Here is a 20,490-nt window from a genome sequence, read left to right as displayed (position 1 = left end):
GCGCTTCACCGATGCTCCGCGTGCTCATCCTTTCCACGCTGTTTCCGGACGAGACTCGTCCGAACTTCGGCATATTTGTCGAGCGTCAGACGCTAGCATTGGCGGCCCTGCCCGATGTCGAGGTGCGCGTCGTCGCGCCGCTCGGGATTCCGCCCCGGCCCTTTTCGCGATTAGCCCGCTTCCGCCGGCTCGCCGCGCTCCCGCGCCAGGAAGGGTGGAAGGGACTGGACGTCCACCGCCCGATCTTCCGCAATCTGCCGCTTACCAAAGGCCGCTTCCATGCAGGTGCAATGGTCGCCGCGCTGGCGCCGTTACTCGAACGCATCCGCGCGGATTTTCCCTTCGACCTCATCGCCGCCGAATATTTCTTCCCCGATGGGGTCGCCGCAGTCGAACTGGGACGACGCCTGGGCGTGCCCGTCTCGATCAAGGCGCGCGGCTCCGATATCCATCGCTGGGGACGCACGCGCCCGGTCGGCGCGCAGATCCGCAAGGCCGGCCAGGCGGCGGACGGGATGCTCGCAGTATCGGAGGCGATGCGACGTGACATGATTGCGCTCGGCATGCCCGGCGATCGGATCGAGTGCGTCGTCTCCGGCGTCGATTTCGAACGGTTCACGCTGCGCGACCGGGCCCAAGCCAAGACGGAGCTCGGAGTGGAGGGTCCGCTGATCCTTTCGGTCGGCGCGCTGATCCCGCTCAAGGGGCACGAAATCGTCATCGAGGCAGTCGCCGCCATGCCGGGGGTGCGCCTATGGATCGCCGGCCAGGGACCGCATCGCCACGCGCTGGAGCGCTGCATTGCCCGATCGAACGCCGGAGACCGTGTCCGTCTGCTCGGCTCGATCCCGCATGCCGAGCTCCCGATCCTGCTCGCCGCCGCCGACGCGATGGCGCTTGCTTCCGAGCGCGAGGGGCTCGCCAATGCCTGGCTCGAAGCCTTGGCGAGCGGCACGCCGATCGTGATCCCGGATGTCGGCGGCGCCCGCCAGGTGGTACGCAGCGACGTCGCCGGCCGGATCGTCGCGCGCACGCCGCAGGCCTTCGCCGAGGCGCTCCGTACATTGATCGACGCCGCGCCTCCGCCGGCGCAGGTTCGCGCCACCGTCGAGCCCTTCACCTGGGCCGCCAACAGCGCGCGGCTCCGGGCCTATTTCCTAGGACTTGTCGATCGCCGCGCCGGCCGACCGTAGCGCAGGCGGAACGACTCACCGCCCGCACCGTTCATCCAAGCGAGCGGGCCAGGAGAATTTTGATGGCAGACGATATTCGCGACGCAGCGGCAGCCGATGCCGACAAGCAGCGCATCACCGCCGACGAGCTTCTTGAGCAGCTCGCGCAGACCACGTCCGAAAGCGCGGGTGGCAATGTCAGCGGCACCGCCGCGGACAGCGATTTCGATATCGTCTTCGAACCCGAAAAGCAGCCCAAGGACGGCAACTGACAGTCGCACGTTGACTTAGCGTCCGGTGCCCGTGACACTAGTGTCACGATCATTGGAGGAACGGCATGGCCGGCAAGAAGAAGAACGGAAGGCGCAATGAAAAGCAGAGCTCGATCCTTCCAAAAAGTGTTTCCGGCGTGAAGATTCCCAAAACCGTGCGGGGCAAGCTCGCCAGCCTCGCCAAGCATCCGGCGGTGGCCGAGCTGCTGACCGTTGGGCTGCTGGCGATCGGCGCGCGGCTCAAGAAGGGGCGCCAGCCTGCCAAGAGCGCCGACAGCAAGCCGGTGGACACGCCCGAAGCCGCCATCGGCGAAGTGGCGCATGCCGCCGCCGACGCGGTGACCGCAGCCGTGGTCCCGGTGATCAAGCGCACGCGCAATCCCGCGGTCCGCAAGGCAGCCAAGTCTGTTGTCGCAGCGACCGGTCAGCCTGCCGTCTCGACCGCCAAGCCGGCCGCATCTGCCAAGCCTGCGGCCACGAAGGTGGCCAAGCCGACGACGCGCAAGACCAATGCGGCTAAGCCGGCAGCGGCCAAGCCCGCTGCGGAAGCTGCGAAGCCCGCTGTAGCGGTGGAGAAGACGGCTCCCGCCAAGTCGGCCGCCAAGCCACGCAAGCCCGCGGCCAAGCCGGCGGCGTCGACACCCTCGCCCGCTCCGACGGCAGCAGCCAAGCCGCCCGCTCGGCGCACGCGTAAATCCACCGAATCCGCCCCGGCCAAGCCCCGCGCCGCCCGCCGCGCCACGCCCAAGGGTCCCAAGCCCAAACCGCCCGCACCCAAGAGCTGATGCTTCACCCCCCCCTGCTAGCAGGGGGGGGCCGGGGGTGGGTGCGCGTGTCTGCGCGCCCAAAGGAAAACTTGGAGCCCGCCGCTAGCTCGATCGCGTCGAATCCGTCATCGGCTCGATTACCCCCGTATCGGGGATGTGCGGCCCGGGCATCGTGCCGGTCTGCCGCTCGATCATCCGGTGGACGACGATCTCCTCGCCTTCGATCCGCAGCGCCCTCAGCGCCGCCGTATTGGCGTCGTCGGCATAGGTGCGCCGCTGGTTATGGCGAATGAATTCGAGCCAGGTCGCCACCTGGTACCGCTCGACCCACAATAAGGGATCACCCAGGTCGCGCAGCAGCGCCCAGTGGCGGGCGCCATCGCGGCGGCGGATGCGCCTCCGCTCGTCCATCGCCGTCAGGAATGCCGGAATGTTCGCAGGGTCGATGCGATATTCGATCGTGATCACGATCGGCCCGCTGCGCATGTCGACCGGCACCGCGGTCTCCGGTTCGTGCCATCGGCCGAGCAGGTCTAGGTTGAGATCGCTGATCGGGGGAAGCGGCCAGCGCAGCCCCAACAAGGTCCCCAATGCCTGGACCAATGCCGCGCCGCCCAGCGCCAGCACCGGCCCGTGATGCTCGGCCAGCAGCCCGAAGATCCACGCCCCAGCCGCCATCCCGCCGAACGCCGACATCTGGAACAGCGCCAGCGCGCGCGCCACCACCCAGCGCGGCGAGGCCATCTGCACGCTGACGTTGAAGGTGGAGATGGCAAGCACCCAGCCGGCCCCCGCGACCCCGAGCGACAGGATCGTCAGCGGCAGGATCCGGCTCGCCGCGGCGCCCGCCGCGCCGATGGCGAGGGCAAGCGTGGCGGCACGGACGATCCACTCGGTCGTCAGGAAGCGCCGCAACCGGCTGCTGACCAGCGCGCCGCCCACCGCGCCGATCCCGAAGCCGCCGAGCAGCATGCCATAGGTCAGCGGCCCGCCGCCGACGAGATCGCGCGCGATTAGCGGCATCAGCGCGGGCACCGCGCTCGCCGCCAGCCCGAACACCGCGGCGCGCAGCAGCACGACCCGGATCGCGGGCGACATCGCGACGTAGCGGACCCCCGCCCCCATCGCGAGCCACAGCCCCTCGCGCGGCAGCACCCGCGCCGGCACGTCCGGCCGCCACCGTGACAGCACGACGATCAAGCCGAGATAGCTCACCGCATTGGTGAGGAAGGCCGCCGCCGCCCCCGCCGCCGCGACGATCGCGCCGCCGATCGCCGGGCCGACGCTGCGGGCGATGTTGAAACCCATGCTGTTGAGTGCAACCGCGCTGGGCAGCACCGGGCGGGGCACCATATCGCCGACCGACGCCTGCCAGGCGGGCGCGTTGAATGCGGTCCCGCAACCGATCAGGAAGGTGAAGATCAGCAGCGTCCAGGGCGTGAGCAACCCGAGCCAGGCGCCGACCGCGAGCCCGATCGACACGAGGAGCATGAAACTCTGTGCCACCAGCATGACCTTGCGCCGGTCAAGATTGTCCGCGATCGCGCCCGCCCAAAGCGACAGCAGCATGATCGGCAGCGTCGTCGACGCCTGGACCAAAGCGATCATCTGGGGCGAGGCGGAGAGCGAGAGCATCATCCACGATGCGCCGACCGACTGGATCAGCCCGCCGAAATTGGACGCCATGCTTGCGAGCCACACCGCCCGGAATATGGGAATGCTGAGCGGGGAGCGGGGAATCGAATCCATCACCCCCTCAATGCGGCATCGCGCCAAAGGTGCCCAGCCCGTTTGGGCCCCTAGCCCAGCACCCGCTGCAGAAACCGCGCGCCCAAGTCGATCCCGGCCATGTCCACGCTGTGCCCAAGCCCCGGCGACACATGCCCCTCGACCTCGAACCCCAGCCGATCCAGTTCCGCCAGCGCGTGATGATGGGATGCGACCGGCAGCACCGGATCGACGCTTCCGTGGATCAGCAGCACCGGCGGCTTGCTGCGCACCTCGGCGTCGGCGATCCCCGGCCCGGCGATCATGCCGGAATAGCCCAGGATCCCCGCCAGCTGCCTTTCGCGCCGCACGCCCGCGTGCAGCGCCATCATCGTCCCCTGGCTGAACCCGGCGAGCACCATCTGCGCTTCGTCCAGGCCATTGTCGGCGAGCAGACCGTCGAGAAAGGCGTCGAGCACGGGCGCCGCGCCGGACGCCCCGGCGAGCAGCGCGGTGCGGCTATGATCGTCGAGCCCCCACCATTGAAAGCCGCCCGGCGCGCCGGGGCAGCGCTCGGGCGCGTTGGGCGAGACGAACAGCGTATCGGGAAAGCGCGCCTGCCACATCGGCGCCAGCGAGATCAGGTCGGCGCCGTTCGACCCATAGCCGTGCAACAGCACGACGATCGACTTGGGCGCGCCGCCGGTCGCGGGGAGGAGCCGCGGCCCGTCCAGCTTCTGCATGTTCATGTTCCGGGAATTGAAGGTGGTGATCGCAACCTAGTGCGGGTCGCGGCGATGTCCAAGCGAGACTCCTCCCCGCCCTGCAAGGGAGGGGTTCCGCGAACCTAAACCGCCCCCCCGGCTGTGCAATCCGCCGTTTACGGCTAGGGTCCACGCATGCCCATCGCCCCCCCGCTCGCCCCGCCCCCGCCGCTCCGCGCCGCCACCCACAGCCTCCTGCTCGATTTCGACGGCACCCTCGTCGAGCTCGCCGATCGCCCCGAATCCGTCGTCGTCGAGCCCGCGCTTTCGAACCTGCTTCGCCGACTGGCGGGAACCTTTCAGGGCCGGATCGCCTTGGTAAGCGGGCGATCGGCGGCGCAGCTCGAGGGGTTTCTCGGCGAAACGCTCGCCGACATCGCCATGGTCGGCAGCCACGGCGCCGAAGTGCAGACGGGTTCCGGACACACGGCGCCGATCCGACCGCCGGCATTGATCGAGGCGGAACATGCCGTCCGGGCGATGTTCGCCGGGTGGGAGGGGGTCGTCGTGGAGATCAAGACATTGGGGGTTGCGGTGCATTACCGCCTCGCCCCCGCCGCCGAGCCCGAGGCCCGCGCGCTGATCCAGCGCCTCGCCCGGGATGACGGTCTGGCGGTGCAGGAAGGAAAGATGATGATCGAATTGCGAACTGCCGGCCATGACAAGGGCAGCGGCATCACCGCGCTGATGGCGCACGCCCCCTTCACCGGCAGCGTGCCGGTCTTCGCCGGCGACGACGTGACCGACGAGGCGGGCTTCGTCGCCGTCGAAGCGCTCGGCGGACTCGGCGTGCTCGTCGGCCCCGAGCGCGAGACCGCGGCCGGCTATCGGCTCGACGACGTCGCGGCGGTCCACGCCTGGCTGGAACAGGCCGCATGACCGCGACGCTCGACCTCTGGCCGATCGGCAATTGTCAGGTCTCTGCGCTCGTCGATCGCGCCGGACGCTTCGTCTGGGGCTGCACCCCGCGGGTCGATGGCGATCCGGCCTTCTGCTCGTTGCTCGACGACGCACCGCCCGCCGGCGAAGCCGCGTTCGGCTTCTGGGAAATCGACCTCGATGGCGTCGTCGAGACGACGCAAACCTATCTGCGCAACACGCCGGTGCTGGTCACGCGCCACAGCGACGCCAACGGCAATGCGATGGAAGTCATCGATTTCTGCCCGCGCTTCAAGCGCAACGGCCGCATGTATCGCCCGGTCGCCTTCGCCCGGATCGTCCGCCCGATTGCCGGCAGCCCGCGCATCCGCGTGCGGCTCCGTCCGGCCCGGCGCTGGGGCGAGGCGCGCGCCGAGACCACCCGCGGCTCGAACCATATCCGCTACAAGGTGCAGGACAGCGTATTGCGCCTCTCCACCACCGCCGCAGTCGGCTGGATCGAGGACGAACGCCTGTTCCGCGTCGAACGCCCGCTTTATTTCTTCCTCGGCCCCGACGAGAGCTTTTCCGAAGAAATCGGCGTCTCTCTGGAGACGATGCTCGATCACACGATCGACGAATGGCGCCACTGGGTGCGCGGGCTCGCGACGCCCTATGAATGGCAGGAAGCGGTGATCCGATCGGCAATCACCCTCAAACTGTGCCAGCATGAGGAGACCGGGGCGATCGTCGCCGCGTTGACGACCTCGATCCCCGAACATGCCGGCTCGGGGCGCAACTGGGACTATCGCTACTGCTGGGTGCGCGACGCATATTACACCGTCCAGGCGCTCAATCGCCTCGGCGCGCTCGACGTGCTGGAGGGCTATCTCGAATATCTCCGCAACATCGTCGACAATGCCGCCAGCGGCCATATCCAGCCGCTCTACGGCGTCGGCGGCGAGGCGACCCTGATCGAGCGTGAGGCGCCCGCGCTCAGCGGCTATCGCGGCATGGGCCCGGTGCGCGTCGGCAACCAGGCCTATGAGCAGGTCCAGCACGACGCCTATGGCCAGATCATCCTTTCCAACGCCCAGGCCTTCTTCGACCACCGCCTGCTGCGGATCGGCGGGATCGAGGATTTCAACGCGCTCGAGCCGGTAGGGGAACGAGCGTGGGAGAAATATGACAAGCCCGACGCAGGGCTGTGGGAGCTGCGCACCAAGAGCCATGTCCACACTTACTCGGCGGCGATGTGCTGGGCTGCGTGCGACCGGCTGGCCAATGCCGCGGAAGTGCTGGGACTATCCGACCGCCAGGCCTTCTGGCGCGATCGGGCGACGACGATGCGCAAGCGGATCGAGGATGCGGCGTGGCGCCCCGACACCGATCGGCTGTCCGCCACCTTCGCCGGCGACGATCTCGACGCCAGCCTGCTGCAATTGCTCGACCTGCGCTTCCTGGCCCCCGACGATCCCCGCTTCCGGGGCACGCTCGCCGCGGTCGAGGGTGGGCTACGGCGCGGATCGCACATGCTGCGCTACGCCACCGAGGATGATTTCGGCCTGCCCCACACCGCATTCAACGTCTGCACCTTCTGGCTGATCGAGGCGCTGCACTTCACCGGCCGTGATGCCGATGCCCGCGCCTTGTTCGAGGAAATGCTCTCGCGCTGCACGCCCGCGGGGTTGCTGTCCGAGGATATCGATCCGGTCACCGGCGAATTGTGGGGCAATTATCCGCAGACCTATTCGCTGGTCGGGATGATCAACTGCGCCGTCTTGTTGAGCAAGCCCTGGAGTTCGGTGCGATGAGCCGCCTGATCGTCATCTCCAACCGCGTGTCCGCGCCCACCGCCGAAAAGCCCGGCGCGCAGGGCGGGCTCGCGGTGGCGCTCACCGCCGCGCTGCGCGAAGCCGACGGCATCTGGTTCGGCTGGTCGGGCGAGACGGGCGAGACCGGCGAGCCCCGGTTCGAAACCTATGACGGCGTCACCTCGGCGACGATCGATCTGCCCGAGCAGGACGTCGAGGAATATTATGACGGCTACGCTAATCGCACCCTCTGGCCGCTCTTCCATTACCGGCTGGGGCTGACCGAGTTCGAACGCGATTTCCAAGGCGGCTATGAGCGCGTCAACCGCGTGTTCGGCGACGTCATCGGGCCGCACATCCAGCCCGACGACCTGATCTGGGTGCATGATTATCACATGATCCCGCTCGGCTGGGTGCTGCGCCAGCGCGGGTTGACCAATAGGATCGGCTTCTTCCTCCACATTCCCTGGCCACCGACGCGACTGCTCACCGCCTTGCCCGAGCATCGCCGGCTGGTGGAAGCGCTGTTCGCCTATGACGTGATCGGCTTCCAGACTGACGAGTGGCTCGATACTTTCCACGATTATGTCATCAATCAAATGGGCGGCTCGATTGGCGAGAACGGACAGATCACCGTCGGAGGACGCACGATCTGTGCGATCGCCTGCCCGATCGGCATCGACGCCAAGGAGTTCATCGCGGGCGCGAACAGCCCGCAGGCAATGGCCACCTATGCCCGGATGGTCCAAAGTTCGATCGGCCGCAGCCTGATCGTCGGGGTCGACCGGCTCGATTATTCGAAGGGTCTCGAAGAGCGCTTCAACGGCTACCAACGCTATCTCGAGACCCGGCCCGACGCGCATTCGAACGTCTACCTGCTCCAGATCGCGCCGCCTTCGCGCGCTACGGTGCAAAGCTATCAGGACATCCGCGCCCAGCTCGATGCATTGTCCGGGCGAATCAACGGCGCCTTCGCCGATATCGACTGGGTGCCGCTGCGCTACGTCAACCAGGGCTTCCCGCGCGACGTGCTCGCCGGGGTCTATCGCGCCTCCTGCGTCGGGCTCGTCACGCCGCTCCGCGACGGCATGAACCTGGTTGCCAAGGAATATGTCGCCGCGCAGAATCCGGAGAATCCGGGCGTCCTGATCCTCTCGCGCTTCGCCGGGGCCGCGGCGCAGCTGAGCAATGCCTTGCTGGTCAATCCCTACAGCCCCGACGACATCGCCGACGCGATCGAGCGGGCGCTGACGATGTCGCGCGAGGAGCGGATCGCCCGCTGGCAGCCGATGTTCGAAAATGTCCGTGACGAGGATGTGATCTGGTGGCGCAAGCGCTTTACCGAACGCCTCTCGAGAAGCTGATCTATTTCTGGATTAGCCGCGGCATCGCCTTGATCGGCTCCAATTTGATCGCGCGAAAAAAGGTCTCGGCTCCTTCGGACTGAAGCTGGATCCGGCCATGCGTCAGCGGCACGCGCCTGCCCGTCGAGTCCAGCTCGGCCAGATCGGTCAGCGCCATCACCGGCACGCCATTGACCACGAAGATCGCCTGGTCGCCCACCGCATAGAGATCGAGCCGGTTCCACTGGCCGACCGGCTTCTCCGCATCCACTGCATTCTCCACGTTCCAGTCCGGATTACCGTTGTTGGTCACGTCGATCGTGCGCCCGCCCAGCCGGAAACGCCGGTGCGGATAGAGGATGGTCTTGTCCTGCGCGACGAAGGTCCGCGCGCGGATATTGTCGCCCACCGGCACGATCATCCCGGTCGAGCCCAGCATGATCTCGAACTCCACCGCCGCCATCCAGGTGCCCCACACGACGCCGGGATTGCCGTGCGAGTGGAACAGCAGGCCGTTATTCTGCGGCTCGGTCAGCCGCGGCGCCCAGACCTGGTCGCCCCATTTATATTCGAGGCTCAGACGATAGTCGCGCAGGTCCGCTTTGTGGACCAGGCTACCCCAGGTCTTGCCCTCGACCCGCAGCGCAGGCGCGCCATCCTCGGTCACCACGCTGAAAGCCTGGTTCGTGTCGACGCTCGTGCCCAGCGGGGCGATGGGGGGCCGCTTATAGGTCAGCGCCGGGTCGGCATAGCCGAGCCACGCTTCCCAGTCGGCAAGGTCGCGCCCGTTGAACAGCTCCAGTGCCGGCCCCGTCGCCTTGGGCAAATCGACCAGTGCGAGCTGCTGCGGGGCCGCCGCCGGATCGCCCGCGATCGCCGCTTTTTCGGACGTCTGCGCCTGTGCCAATGCCGGGATCAATCCCAGCAACATCGCCCAACTCAAAGCCCGCATCGCATCACCCTCCCCATTTTAGCGCTAACATGCCGTAGCGCGCGCCGGCCGACAACCTTGACATAGGGCAGCACTTCTGCCACATGCGCCGGCATCGAGGCATTATGCAGCGTGATTCGGGCCAACCGCTTGCTTCGGCAAGGGCGCCGCCCCGGCTCTGCTTCGGTTCATATTTTCCGGCTTCCCAAGTCACGCGGGTTGTCATTTTTTGACACCGCTTCCGCGCGCTCATTTTGCGTGCGCGTCGGCCGATTCCATAAGGTTTCTCCATGCAATTCAAACATCTCGGTCTCTCGGAGATCGTGCTCTCGGCGCTCGCGTCCAAGGGCTATACCGAAGCCACGCCGATCCAGGCACAGGCCATTCCCTCGCTGCTCGAAGGGCGCGATCTGCTCGGCATCGCCCAGACCGGCACCGGCAAGACCGCCGCTTTCATGCTGCCCTCGATCGATCGCCTGATGGCATCGGAGAAGCGCGCCCAGCCGCGCGGCTGCCGCATGCTCGTTCTCGCCCCTACCCGCGAACTCGCCAGCCAGATCGCCGAAAGCGCCCGCGATTATTCGAAGGGCACCAACCTTCGCGTGATGACCTGCTTCGGCGGCACGTCGGTGCACAAGAACAAGGTCGATCTAGCCCGCGGCGTCGACATCCTTGTCGCAACGCCGGGTCGCCTCGTCGATCTGATCGAGCAGCATTATGCGATCCTGCTCGGCATCGAGATCCTCGTCCTCGACGAAGCCGATCAGATGATGGACCTGGGCTTCATCCACGCGCTCAAGCGCATCGTCCGCGAGCTTCCGGCCAAGCGCCAGACCCTGTTCTTCTCGGCGACCATGCCCAAGACCATCCGCGATCTGGCGACCCAGTTCATCAAGGATCCGGTCGAAGTGAAGGTCACGCCCGAGGCGACGACTGCCGAGCGCGTCGAGCAGCAAGTCACCTTCGTCACCCAGGCCGAGAAGCAGTCGCTGCTCACGCTGGCGCTGCGCGATCCGAAGATTGATCGCGCGTTGATCTTCACCCGCACCAAGCACGGCGCGGATCGCGTCGTGAAGCTGCTCTCGGGCAATGGCGTCGCCTCCAATGCGATCCACGGCAACAAGAGCCAGCCGCAGCGTGAACGTGCGCTGGGCGAGTTCAAGTCGGGCAAGGTCAAGGTGCTGATCGCGACCGATATCGCCGCGCGCGGCATCGACGTCTCGGGCGTCAGCCACGTCTTCAATTTCGAACTGCCCAACGTGCCGGATCAGTACGTTCACCGCATCGGTCGCACCGCGCGCGCCGGCGCCACCGGCATCGCGATCAGCTATTGCGCCGAGGACGAGCGTCCGTATCTGCGCGATATCGAGAAGCTCACCCGCCAGAAGCTGACCGTCGTCCCGCTGCCGGCCGATTTCGTCAACGAATCGTCGAAGATAAAGTCGACCCGTTCGCCGATGCCGGTCAGCCGCGACGAATCGAACGGCCGCAACGGTCGCGCGATGCAGCATTCGGGCCGCTCGAGCAGCGCCCCGCGCGGCAATGCGCAGCCGCGCCGCGAAGGCAATTCGTTCGGCGATCGCCGCCCGCCCCAGGCCGGCGAGCAGCGCCGCTCGGACGGACCACGCTCGGATGCGCCCCGCGGCGACGCACCCCGCAACTATGCGCGACCGAAGAGCAAGTTCACCGCGCGCCCGGCGCGTCCGGCCGGCACCGGCGGCGGTCGTCCGCGGTAATTGAACCTCTCTCCGGTTCCTAAAGGGGGCCAGGTAGAATGGGCGACTGGGCAGAGATGCCTCGTCGCCTTTTCTATATGACCCGCTTCAGCCGGCGGCACGCGACGTGTCCGGCGCGGTTCCGGCGGCGCTCAAACGGTGCGAGGAAACAGCCTCGCCGCTTCCCCCGAAACGGCGCAGCGTGATCCCCAGGACCGCGACCCCGAGCGCGATAATTCCTGCCGAAAGCAGGAAGGGGGCGCCGGGGAAGTACAGCCCCTCCCCGTCGGCGAACGCGCCGAAGACCCCGGTCATCAGCGGGGGGCCCAGGATCGCGGTCAGGCTGATCACGCTCGCGATCGCGCCCTGCAACTCGCCCTGCTGATCCTCCGCGACGCGCGCGGTCATCAGCTGCTGCATCGCCGGGAAGGCGACGCCGGGAATCGCCCCCACCACCAGCGCAGCGACGATCACCGCGGTCGAGGGCGCGAAGGCGAGCATGAGATAGGAGATGACGCCGAAACCCAGGCTGCCCAACGCGGTGCGCACCGGGCCGAAGCGCCGGATCGCGATCCCGGAACCGAACCCCTGCACCGCGACCATCAGGATCCCGAACAAGGTGATCGTCAGCCCGATCGTGACGATGCTCCAGCCGAACCGGGCGATGCCCTGATAGGCCCACACCGAAAGCTGCGCCTGCGACGCGAGCTGCATGAGGAAGCCCGCGGCGAGGCAGCCGATCACCAGCGGCGCCCGCCGCATCTGGATGAGGCTGCCGATCGGATTGGCGCGTGCCGGCGTGAAGGCGCGGCGCCGCTCGACGGGAAGCGTTTCCTGCAGCACGAACCAGCCGAACAGGGCGCCGGCCAGCACAAGCATGCTCGCCGCGACGAACGGCACGCGATCGCCGAAATGGCCCAGCAATCCGCCCAGCGTCGGCCCGAGCACGAACCCGGCAGCGCCGGCCCCGCCCAGCATGCCGAACGCCCGGCCGCGCTCGCCCGGCGGCACCACATCCGCCACGCAGCTGTTCGCCGCCGCGAAGGTCGCGCCCATCACCCCGGAGATCAGCCGTCCGGCGACCAGCCAGCCCAGCGTTGGCGCCCAGGCCATCAACGCATAATCGATGCCGAGCGCAGCGAGCGTGACTAGCAACACCGGGCGCCGGCCGAACCGGTCGCTCAGCCCCCCGATCACCGGCGCGAACAGGAATTGCATCGTGGCGTAGCAAAAGAACAGCCACCCGCCGATCTCGGCCGCGCGATCGATCGTCGCGCCGGTCAGCCCCATCACCAGCGATGGCATCACCGGCGTGATCAGCCCGATCCCGGCCATATCGACGAACACGATCATGCCGACGAACAGCAACAGATGTCGAGGCGGCTTCGCTTCTTCCATAATGCCCCCGTTAAAGGCAGCGCGGCGAGCAGCCTTATCCCTGCTTCCGCCGCGCTCGTTCGCGCGCATCCTCGCGGCCGGCGATCAGCCGCGCCGCGCGCTCCGCGCCTTCACGGCCCTCGCTCGCGCCGGCCTGCGCCGCGTCGCGATAGGTCGCCAGCGCGGCTTCAAAATCGCCTGCCTGCTCGCTGCAGAGCCCGAGGTTGAACAGCAAGGACGGGTGCCCCGCCGCCTCCGCCTGCATCGCTTGCCAGCCGGCGCAGGCGCCGCGGGGATCGCGCTTGGTCAGCTTGACCAGTTCCTTGAAGCGCTTGGCGAAATCCTTCGAAAGCCCCTTGGTGCTTTCGCGCACGCGGATCTTATAGGTCCGCAGCTCGGGCACGATGTCGGCGCGCACCGAATATGCGATCTCGCGAATCGCGCTCGACACCACCTCCTCGGCGGTGCGCCCCGGGCTGCCGCCCGGGCACCAGCTCACTTCCTCGCGGAACGGCTTGGGCACCGAATAGAGGATCTGCCCGTCGGTGTTGCGGACGATACGGATGTCGGCGTTGACGTCGATGATGCGCCGCCGGCACGTCACCTCGACCTCTTCTTCCTTGGTGCATTTGCCGTTGCCGTCTTTCGACGTGCAGCGCTTCTCCTTCTTATTGAACGGCCGCTCGTCGACTCCGGCCGAGACTCCTCCCGACATCGAGCCCTCGGCGGTGTCGCGTCCGGCGCGTCCGCCCAGCAGCTCGAACCCACTACCCTGAAGCGCGCGTTCGAGCGCGATCTGCAGCGTGCCGCCGTCCTGGCCCGAGAAGCGATCGATCGAGAGCGAGGTGAGAAAGCTCGCCTCGCGGTGCGGCGCGGGGAATTCCCCCGTCACCTCGAGCACCTCGGCATGCGCCACCCCGGCCAGCAAGAATGCCGCGCCGAATAGCGACCGCTTATACTTCATGTCCGCCCCCCGGCTTCTGAAGAATATTGATCGGGGCGCAAAATGCACCGGCTTTAGAGATCAGGCAAGCGTACGCTGTGCCGGACTGTCCGAGCGTAGGCCGACCACCAGTCCGGGTTGCATCCCCGCGCCCCCGATGCTAACCGCGCCGCGACCCATCGGGGACGCAGGCTTGCGGCCCCCATTTCGCATGGGACGACATCCGAACCCTCCAAGAGGAACCGAAACGCGTGGAGAATTCCGGCGGTATCCAGGCCAGCCTAAGCGGACGTTACGCCATCGCCTTGTTCGAGCTTGCTCGCGAGTCGAAGGCGCTGACCCAGGTCGAGGCGAGCCTCGCGACGGTGCGTGACGCGCTCGCGCAGTCGGCCGACTTCAAGGCGCTGACCACCAGCCCGCTGGTGAGCCGCGGCGACGCGGCAAAGGCCATCGCGGCCACCGCTGCCGAGCTCAAGCTCGATCCGACCACGGCTAATTTCCTCGGCGTGCTCGCGCACAACCGCCGGCTCGGCCAGCTTCCCGCGATCATCCGCGCGTTCCGCGATCTCGCGGCGCAGGATCGCGGCGAAATGACCGCCGAAGTCGTCTCCGCCCACCCCCTCGACGACGATCAGGTCGCCGCGCTGAAGGATCAGCTGCGCGCCCGGGTCGGTCGTGACGTTTCGGTCGACCTCTCGGTCGATCCCGCTTTGCTCGGCGGGCTGGTCGTCAAGATCGGCAGCCAGATGATCGATTCGTCGATCCGCACTCGTTTGAACTCCCTCGCGCACGCGATGAAAGGCTGAAGGCTAACAACATGGATATCCGCGCCGCAGAAATCTCCCGGGTCATCAAGGACCAGATCGCCAGCTTCGGCACCGAGGCCGAAGTCAGCGAGACCGGCCAGGTGCTGTCCGTCGGTGACGGCATCGCGCGCATCCACGGGCTGGACAATGTCCAGGCCGGCGAGATGGTCGAATTCGCCAATGGCATCCAGGGCATGGCGCTCAACCTCGAGGCCGACAATGTCGGCGTCGTGATCTTCGGCTCCGACTCGGAGATCAAGGAAGGCGACACCGTCAAGCGCACCGGCACGATCGTCGACGTCCCCGTCGGCAAGGGTCTGCTCGGCCGCGTCGTCGATGGCCTCGGCAATCCGATCGACGGCAAGGGGCCGATCGTCTCCGATCAGCGCAGCCGCGTCGAAGTGAAGGCGCCGGGCATCATCCCGCGCCAGTCGGTCAGCGAGCCGATGCAGTCGGGCCTCAAGGCGATCGACGCGCTCGTCCCCGTTGGCCGCGGCCAGCGCGAGCTGATCATCGGCGATCGCCAGACCGGCAAGTCCGCCGTCGCGATCGACACCTTCATCAACCAGAAGGCGGCCAACGCCGGCGACGACGAGTCGAAGAAGCTCTATTGCGTCTATGTCGCGGTCGGCCAGAAGCGTTCGACCGTCGCGCAGCTCGTCCGCACGCTCGAAGAGAATGGCGCGATGGAATATTCCATCGTCGTCGCGGCAACCGCGTCCGAGCCCGCCCCGCTCCAGTTCCTCGCGCCCTATACCGGCACCGCGATGGGCGAATATTTCCGCGACAACGGCATGCACGCGCTGATCGTGTTCGACGATCTGTCGAAGCAGGCAGTCGCCTATCGCCAAATGTCGCTGCTGCTGCGCCGCCCGCCGGGCCGCGAAGCCTATCCCGGCGACGTCTTCTATCTCCACAGCCGCCTACTCGAGCGCGCCGCGAAGATGTCCGACGCGTTCGGCGGCGGCTCGCTGACCGCACTGCCGATCATCGAAACGCAGGCGGGCGACGTGTCCGCCTATATCCCGACCAACGTGATCTCGATCACCGACGGCCAGATCTTCCTCGAGACCGACCTGTTCTTCGCGGGCATCCGCCCGGCGATCAACGTCGGCCTGTCGGTCAGCCGCGTCGGCTCGGCCGCACAGACCAAGGCGATGAAGAAGGTCTCCGGCTCGATCAAGCTCGAGCTGGCCCAGTATCGCGAGATGGCCGCCTTCGCGCAGTTCGGCTCGGATCTCGACGCTTCGACCCAGAAGCTGCTGAATCGCGGCGCACGCCTGACTGAGCTGCTCAAGCAGCCGCAGTTCTCGCCGCTGCCGTTCGAAGAGCAGACCGTCTCGATCTTCGCGGGCACGCAGGGCTATATCGACGCCGTCGCGGTGCAGGACGTGGTCCGCTACGAAGCGGCGATGCTCGCCGACATGCGCGCGAACCATGCCGACATCCTCGGCGCGATCCGCGACAGCAAGGACCTCAAGGACGACGTCCGCGACCGGCTCAAGGAAGCCCTCGCCGCCTTCGCCAAGACGTTTGCGTAAGGTTTGAAACAATAATCGTCACCCCGGCGAAAGCCGGGGTCCAGAGCTAAAGGCGTTTCGGCTCGTGACCCTGGATCCCGGCTTTCGCCGGGATGACGACAGAAGAAGAGATTGTGACGAACTAGGATGGCCAGTCTCAAGGTACTGAAGCTTCGCATCGGCTCGGTAAAGTCGACGCAGAAGATCACCAAGGCGATGAAGATGGTCGCCGCCGCCAAGCTGCGCCGTGCGCAGGAGGCGGCGGAAGCCGGGCGTCCCTACGCCCAGCGGCTCGAAAGCGTCGTCGCCAGCCTCGGCTCGAAGGTGACCGTCAGCGAATCCAGCCCCAAGCTGCTCGCCGGCACCGGCAAGGATCAGGTCCACCTGCTCGTCGTCGCCACGTCGGACAAGGGCCTGGCCGGCGCGTTCAACACCAACATCGCCCGCCTGGCGCGCAAGCATGCCCGCGAGCTCACCGCCGCGGGCAAGACGGTCAAGATCTACACGATCGGCCGCAAGGGCCGCGCCGTGCTCAACCGCGAGTTCCGCGCCAACATGGTCCACGGCGTCGAGCCCGGCGATCTCGGCAAGCTCGGCTTCGCCGATGCTCGCGGTTTCGCCGACGATCTCGTCGCGCGCTACGAGGCCGGCGAGTTCGACGTTGCGACCTTGTTCTACTCGAACTTCAAGTCGGTCCTGACCCAGGAGCCGACCGCGCAGCAGATCATCCCGGTCGCGCTTCCCGCGGCCACCACGACGGCTGCCCCGGCCGGCACCGCTGCCGACGCCGCGGTGATCTACGAGCCCGACGAGGAGTCGATCCTCGCCGATCTGCTGCCGCGCAACGTCGCGATCCAACTCTATCGCGCGATCCGCGAGAATGCGGCCTCCGAGCAGGGCTCGAAGATGACCGCGATGGACAATGCCACGCGCAACGCCGGCGATCTGATCAAGCGGCTGTCGATCCAGTATAACCGCGCGCGCCAGGCCGCGATCACGACCGAGCTGGTCGAGATCATCTCTGGCGCCGAAGCCCTCTGATGCGCCTGCCCGCGGCCCTTCTCCTCGCCGTCGCGCTGACCGCTGGCTGCAAGCCTGCGCCGTCGGGGCCGACGCTGCAGGCGAAGGAAGCCGCCCGCGCCGGCGAGGTTGCCAAGCTTACCGGCTGGGACCGCGCTTTCACGCCCGATGCGGCGCTGGGTGCGGCGAACCAGTTCGGCTTCCGCCCAACGCCTTATGCCGCCGCCGAAGGTGCCTATCGCAGCAGCGGCGGGCCGGTGATGATCTCCAGCAGCGGTTCCGCGAAGCCCAACCGCATCGCCTTCGCCGCCAGCGGCAAGGCCGCGGACAAGATCGACACGATCGCCTTCGATCTCTCGATCACCGACGCCCCGGGCGCCGGCGATGCGCAGGCGCGCATGGCCGATCTCGTCCGCGATTTCCTGTTCCAGTCGAAGATCGACGCCAAGCCGATCCATGACGCGATCGCCGAGGGAAAATCGGCCAAGGGCGCGCTTTCGGGCACGCCCTATGCGATCGAGAAGACCGCAGACCAGCTACTCGTGACTTTCACTCGCACCGGGGCTAGTGCCCCCGCCAACAGCTAGACCGCCAAGGAAGATATCATGGCTACCGCGCCTGAAATGACTCGCCCCACCGACTCGGGCACCCAGAATGTCGGCCGCATCTCGCAGGTGATCGGCGCCGTCGTCGACGTCGTGTTCGACGCCGGCCTGCCGTCGATCCTGTCGGCGCTCGAGACCGACAATAACGGCAACCGCCTCGTCCTCGAAGTCGCGCAGCATCTCGGCGAGAATACGGTTCGCACGATCGCGATGGATTCGACCGAGGGCCTCACCCGCGGCCAGCGCGTGACCGATACCGGCTCGCAGATCCGCGTGCCCGTCGGCCCGATGACGCTCGGCCGCATTCTCAACGTCATCGGCGAGCCGATCGACGAGCGCGGCCCCGTCGGCCACACCCAGACCGCGCCGATCCACGCATCCGCGCCGCCCTTCGTTGATCAGTCGACCGAAAGCGCGATCCTGGTCACCGGCATCAAGGTCATCGACTTGCTCGCGCCCTATGCGCGCGGCGGCAAGATCGGCCTGTTCGGCGGCGCCGGGGTGGGCAAGACCGTGCTCATCCAGGAGCTGATCAACAATATCGCCAAGGGCCATGGCGGCGTCTCGGTGTTCGCCGGCGTCGGCGAGCGCACCCGCGAGGGCAACGATCTCTATCACGAATTCCTCGACGCGGGCGTCATCGCCAAGGATGCCGACGGCAATCCGACGCCCGAGGGTTCGAAGGTCGCGCTCGTATTCGGCCAGATGAACGAGCCGCCGGGCGCCCGCGCCCGCGTCGCGCTCTCGGGCCTGACGATCGCAGAATATTTCCGCGATGTCGAAGGCCAGGACGTTCTGTTCTTCGTCGACAACATCTTCCGCTTCACCCAGGCGGGTTCGGAAGTGTCGGCTTTGCTCGGCCGCATTCCTTCGGCGGTGGGCTATCAGCCGACCCTGTCGACCGACATGGGCGCGCTGCAGGAGCGCATCACCTCGACCAACAAGGGTTCGATCACCTCGGTGCAGGCGATCTACGTCCCCGCCGACGATCTTACCGATCCGGCGCCGGCAACGTCGTTCGCCCATCTGGACGCGACCACCACGCTCAACCGCGCCATCTCGGAGTTGGGCATCTACCCGGCAGTCGATCCGCTCGACTCGACGTCGCGCGTGCTCACGCCGGCGATCGTCGGCCAGGAGCATTATGACACCGCCCGCGCCGTCCAGGAGACGCTGCAGCGTTACAAGTCGCTGCAGGACATCATCGCCATCCTGGGCATGGACGAGCTTTCGGAAGAGGATAAGCTCACCGTCAGCCGCGCCCGGAAGATCCAGCGCTTCCTCAGCCAGCCGTTCCACGTCGCCGAAGTGTTCACCGGCATCCCCGGCAAGTTCGTCGCGATCGAGGATACGGTGAAGTCGTTCAAGGCCGTGGTCGAAGGCGAATATGACCATCTGCCCGAGAGCGCCTTCTACATGGTCGGCGGCATCGACGAGGCAGTCGCCAAGGCCCAGAAGATGGCCGAGGACGCCTGATCCCGATGTGGCGCCGTCTGGCTCTCGCCGCCTGCGCACTGCTGCTTCCGGCAGCCGCGGCGACGCAGGACGTCAAGCCGGCGATCGATCAGGTGAGCGCGGACCTGGCCTATGGCTATTGCCCGCGCTTCCTCGCCGGCCAGTTCGCGCTGGCAGACAATCCCAGGCTCGTGGCCTTCGGCTTCGCGCCGATCGTCGAGAAGGCGCCCAATCCGCGCTTCGGCGAGCTGCAGATGGTCACCGCGAACCGCGCCGACGGCGAGATTTCGTTCGGCGGCGCACCGCAGAAGGTCTGCAGCGTCGTCGTCACCGGCGCCAATCGCGACAAGGCGCTGGCCCGGCTGCGATCGGGCATGGCGCAGATGGGGGTCCCCTTCAAGGCGGACCTCACCAATACGGGCGATCGCGGCGCGGTGAAGCTCGAATCCTATAAGGGGCGGGTCGACGGGCAGATGCTCAACGTCCAGCTCATCCAGGCCGGGGTTCCCGAACCCACGGTGGTCGCTCAACTCTTCGTCACGGCGGAATAAAATGGCCCTGCATTTCGAACTCGTCACCCCCGAACGCCTCGTCCGCTCCGAGGAGGTCCATATGGTCGTCGTCCCCGGCACCGAGGGCGATTTCGGCGTGCTGGAGGGCCATGCCCCCCTGATGTCCACGGTCCGCGACGGCACGCTGGAAATCTACAAGAGCTCGATGAGCGAGACCCCCCAGACGATCCGCATCGAAGGCGGCTTCGCCGAGGTCAACGAGCGCGGCCTGACCGTGCTCGCAGAGCGCGCCGAGTAATAAGCAAAATCCCCCCTCCCTGTATGGGAGGAGGCCCCTGAACATCCCCTCCCTGAAAGGGAGGGGTAAGGGGTGGGTTTAGCTTCAGGCGAGGCTCGATGCCTCGACTGGAGCTTATAGTGGTGACCGTCGGAGGCTCGCTACGCTCGCCACCCACCCCCAACCCCTCCCTGAAAGGGAGGGGAGCCCGCTCATTTCACCCGCCGATACGTCCAACTCAGCCGCCGGCTACCATCCAGCATCGAAATCTCCGCCTTCAACAGCGCACCCTCGCGCCAATAGCGGATCCGCTGCGGATATTCGTTCGCCGCATTCTCGAACAGCATCTCGCCCGGGCCATGGCGCACCAGCACGAAGTCAGCGGGCGGGTCCCCATCGGGCGTCGCGGTAAAGACGGTCTTCCCGCGCACCGTCCCGATCCGCATCTGCTCCCCCGACGATTCGCCATCGGCGCGCACCACCTCGGACGAGCCGGTCATCGCGCTCCCGACGGCACGCCACGTCTCGCAGCTCCTGGCCCGCTCGGTCTGCTCGCACCATTCGCCCACCAGCCAGGTCGGCAAGTGCAGCGCCTGGGGCGGGGCGGCGGCCAGCAATAGTGGCACGAGCAT

20 protein-coding genes are annotated in these 20,490 nt (G+C 67.1%); 14 read left to right on the top strand and 6 right to left on the bottom strand.

The annotated features are described in order from the left end of the window. Window positions 1-11: 11 nt before the first annotated feature. The 3 genes from OKW87_RS15760 to OKW87_RS15750 all read left to right on the top strand — a co-directional run bounded on the left by OKW87_RS15760 (window position 12) and on the right by OKW87_RS15750 (window position 2,229). Window positions 12-1,193, top strand: coding sequence for a glycosyltransferase (locus OKW87_RS15760; RefSeq protein WP_265540885.1), 1,182 nt, complete (start codon window positions 12-14; stop codon window positions 1,191-1,193). Between the two features lie 62 nt (window positions 1,194-1,255). Beyond that, window positions 1,256-1,444 (top strand): hypothetical protein, encoded by a 189-nt coding sequence (locus OKW87_RS15755; RefSeq protein WP_265540883.1) that lies wholly within the window; start codon window positions 1,256-1,258, stop codon window positions 1,442-1,444. A 65-nt stretch (window positions 1,445-1,509) separates the two neighbouring features. Beyond that, a complete protein-coding gene (locus OKW87_RS15750; protein ID WP_265540881.1) occupies window positions 1,510-2,229 on the top strand; it encodes a hypothetical protein in 720 nt (239 codons plus the stop codon). An 84-nt stretch (window positions 2,230-2,313) separates the two neighbouring features. Here OKW87_RS15750 and OKW87_RS15745 read toward each other — a convergent pair whose 3' ends face one another. Together OKW87_RS15745 and OKW87_RS15740 are read right to left on the bottom strand one after the other, a co-directional pair. Then, window positions 2,314-3,960 carry an MFS transporter gene (locus tag OKW87_RS15745; protein WP_265540879.1) on the bottom strand — a complete coding sequence of 549 codons (1,647 nt, stop codon included), beginning with the start codon at window positions 3,958-3,960 and terminating at the stop codon, window positions 2,314-2,316. Between the two features lie 50 nt (window positions 3,961-4,010). Then, window positions 4,011-4,661, bottom strand: a complete 651-nt coding sequence (locus OKW87_RS15740) for an alpha/beta hydrolase (protein WP_265540877.1) — start codon at window positions 4,659-4,661, stop codon at window positions 4,011-4,013. A gap of 156 nt (window positions 4,662-4,817) precedes the next feature. Here OKW87_RS15740 and otsB point away from each other — a divergent pair, with 156 nt between their 5' ends. The 3 genes from otsB to OKW87_RS15725 are packed head-to-tail and all read left to right on the top strand — an operon-like array spanning window position 4,818 to window position 8,718. Further along, a complete protein-coding gene (otsB, locus tag OKW87_RS15735; RefSeq protein WP_265540875.1) occupies window positions 4,818-5,561 on the top strand; it encodes a trehalose-phosphatase in 744 nt (247 codons plus the stop codon). Then, a complete protein-coding gene (locus OKW87_RS15730; protein ID WP_265540873.1) occupies window positions 5,558-7,354 on the top strand; it encodes a glycoside hydrolase family 15 protein in 1,797 nt (598 codons plus the stop codon). Before otsB ends, OKW87_RS15730 begins: the two co-directional genes overlap by 4 nt. Next, on the top strand, window positions 7,351-8,718 hold the full coding sequence (locus tag OKW87_RS15725) for an alpha,alpha-trehalose-phosphate synthase (UDP-forming) (RefSeq protein WP_265540871.1): 1,368 nt from the start codon (window positions 7,351-7,353) through the stop codon (window positions 8,716-8,718). Before OKW87_RS15730 ends, OKW87_RS15725 begins: the two co-directional genes overlap by 4 nt. A 1-nt stretch (window position 8,719) precedes the next feature. On the opposite strand, the gene OKW87_RS15720 is transcribed toward OKW87_RS15725, so the two are convergent. Further along, entirely contained in the window at window positions 8,720-9,628 is a 909-nt protein-coding gene (locus OKW87_RS15720) for a 3-keto-disaccharide hydrolase (RefSeq protein WP_265540869.1), read from the bottom strand. Between the two features lie 290 nt (window positions 9,629-9,918). Between OKW87_RS15720 and OKW87_RS15715 the strand changes: the two genes are divergently transcribed. Beyond that, complete coding sequence (locus OKW87_RS15715) at window positions 9,919-11,364, top strand: DEAD/DEAH box helicase (RefSeq protein ID WP_265540867.1); 1,446 nt, start codon at window positions 9,919-9,921, stop codon at window positions 11,362-11,364. Window positions 11,365-11,451: 87 nt separating this feature from the next. Here the strand turns inward: OKW87_RS15715 and OKW87_RS15710 are convergent, their stop codons facing one another. Both OKW87_RS15710 and OKW87_RS15705 read right to left on the bottom strand, forming a co-directional pair. Then, window positions 11,452-12,741 carry an MFS transporter gene (locus OKW87_RS15710; protein ID WP_265540865.1) on the bottom strand — a complete coding sequence of 430 codons (1,290 nt, stop codon included), beginning with the start codon at window positions 12,739-12,741 and terminating at the stop codon, window positions 11,452-11,454. Window positions 12,742-12,775: 34 nt separating this feature from the next. Beyond that, window positions 12,776-13,684: a hypothetical protein gene (locus OKW87_RS15705; RefSeq protein ID WP_265540863.1), complete on the bottom strand. Its 909-nt coding sequence runs from the start codon at window positions 13,682-13,684 to the stop codon at window positions 12,776-12,778. A 230-nt stretch (window positions 13,685-13,914) separates the two neighbouring features. Here OKW87_RS15705 and OKW87_RS15700 point away from each other — a divergent pair, with 230 nt between their 5' ends. The 7 genes from OKW87_RS15700 to OKW87_RS15670 all read left to right on the top strand — a co-directional run bounded on the left by OKW87_RS15700 (window position 13,915) and on the right by OKW87_RS15670 (window position 19,879). Next, entirely contained in the window at window positions 13,915-14,469 is a 555-nt protein-coding gene (locus tag OKW87_RS15700; RefSeq protein WP_265540862.1) for a F0F1 ATP synthase subunit delta, read from the top strand. A gap of 11 nt (window positions 14,470-14,480) precedes the next feature. After that, on the top strand, window positions 14,481-16,010 hold the full coding sequence (atpA, locus tag OKW87_RS15695; protein WP_265540860.1) for a F0F1 ATP synthase subunit alpha: 1,530 nt from the start codon (window positions 14,481-14,483) through the stop codon (window positions 16,008-16,010). A 126-nt stretch (window positions 16,011-16,136) separates the two neighbouring features. Beyond that, entirely contained in the window at window positions 16,137-17,030 is an 894-nt protein-coding gene (locus OKW87_RS15690) for a F0F1 ATP synthase subunit gamma (RefSeq protein WP_265540858.1), read from the top strand. Further along, window positions 17,030-17,596, top strand: a complete 567-nt coding sequence (locus tag OKW87_RS15685) for a hypothetical protein (RefSeq protein WP_265540857.1) — start codon at window positions 17,030-17,032, stop codon at window positions 17,594-17,596. The genes OKW87_RS15690 and OKW87_RS15685 overlap by 1 nt, the downstream gene beginning before the upstream one ends. A 36-nt stretch (window positions 17,597-17,632) precedes the next feature. Beyond that, a complete protein-coding gene (atpD, locus tag OKW87_RS15680) occupies window positions 17,633-19,090 on the top strand; it encodes a F0F1 ATP synthase subunit beta (RefSeq protein ID WP_265544157.1) in 1,458 nt (485 codons plus the stop codon). A gap of 5 nt (window positions 19,091-19,095) precedes the next feature. Then, a complete protein-coding gene (locus OKW87_RS15675; RefSeq protein ID WP_265540856.1) occupies window positions 19,096-19,620 on the top strand; it encodes a hypothetical protein in 525 nt (174 codons plus the stop codon). 1 nt (window position 19,621) lies between these two features. Next, window positions 19,622-19,879: an ATP synthase F1 subunit epsilon gene (locus OKW87_RS15670; protein WP_265540854.1), complete on the top strand. Its 258-nt coding sequence runs from the start codon at window positions 19,622-19,624 to the stop codon at window positions 19,877-19,879. 191 nt (window positions 19,880-20,070) lie between these two features. Here OKW87_RS15670 and OKW87_RS15665 read toward each other — a convergent pair whose 3' ends face one another. Then, the gene (locus OKW87_RS15665) at window positions 20,071-20,490 is read right to left on the bottom strand and encodes a DUF6265 family protein (protein WP_265544156.1); all 420 of its coding nucleotides are present in this window, start codon (window positions 20,488-20,490) and stop codon (window positions 20,071-20,073) included.

The organism is Sphingomonas sp. M1-B02 (assembly GCF_026167525.1).
In the GTDB taxonomy this organism is placed as follows: domain Bacteria; phylum Pseudomonadota; class Alphaproteobacteria; order Sphingomonadales; family Sphingomonadaceae; genus Sphingomonas.
Note: the sequence above shows the minus strand (reverse complement) of the source record. Positions and strands in the feature narration are given on the sequence as shown.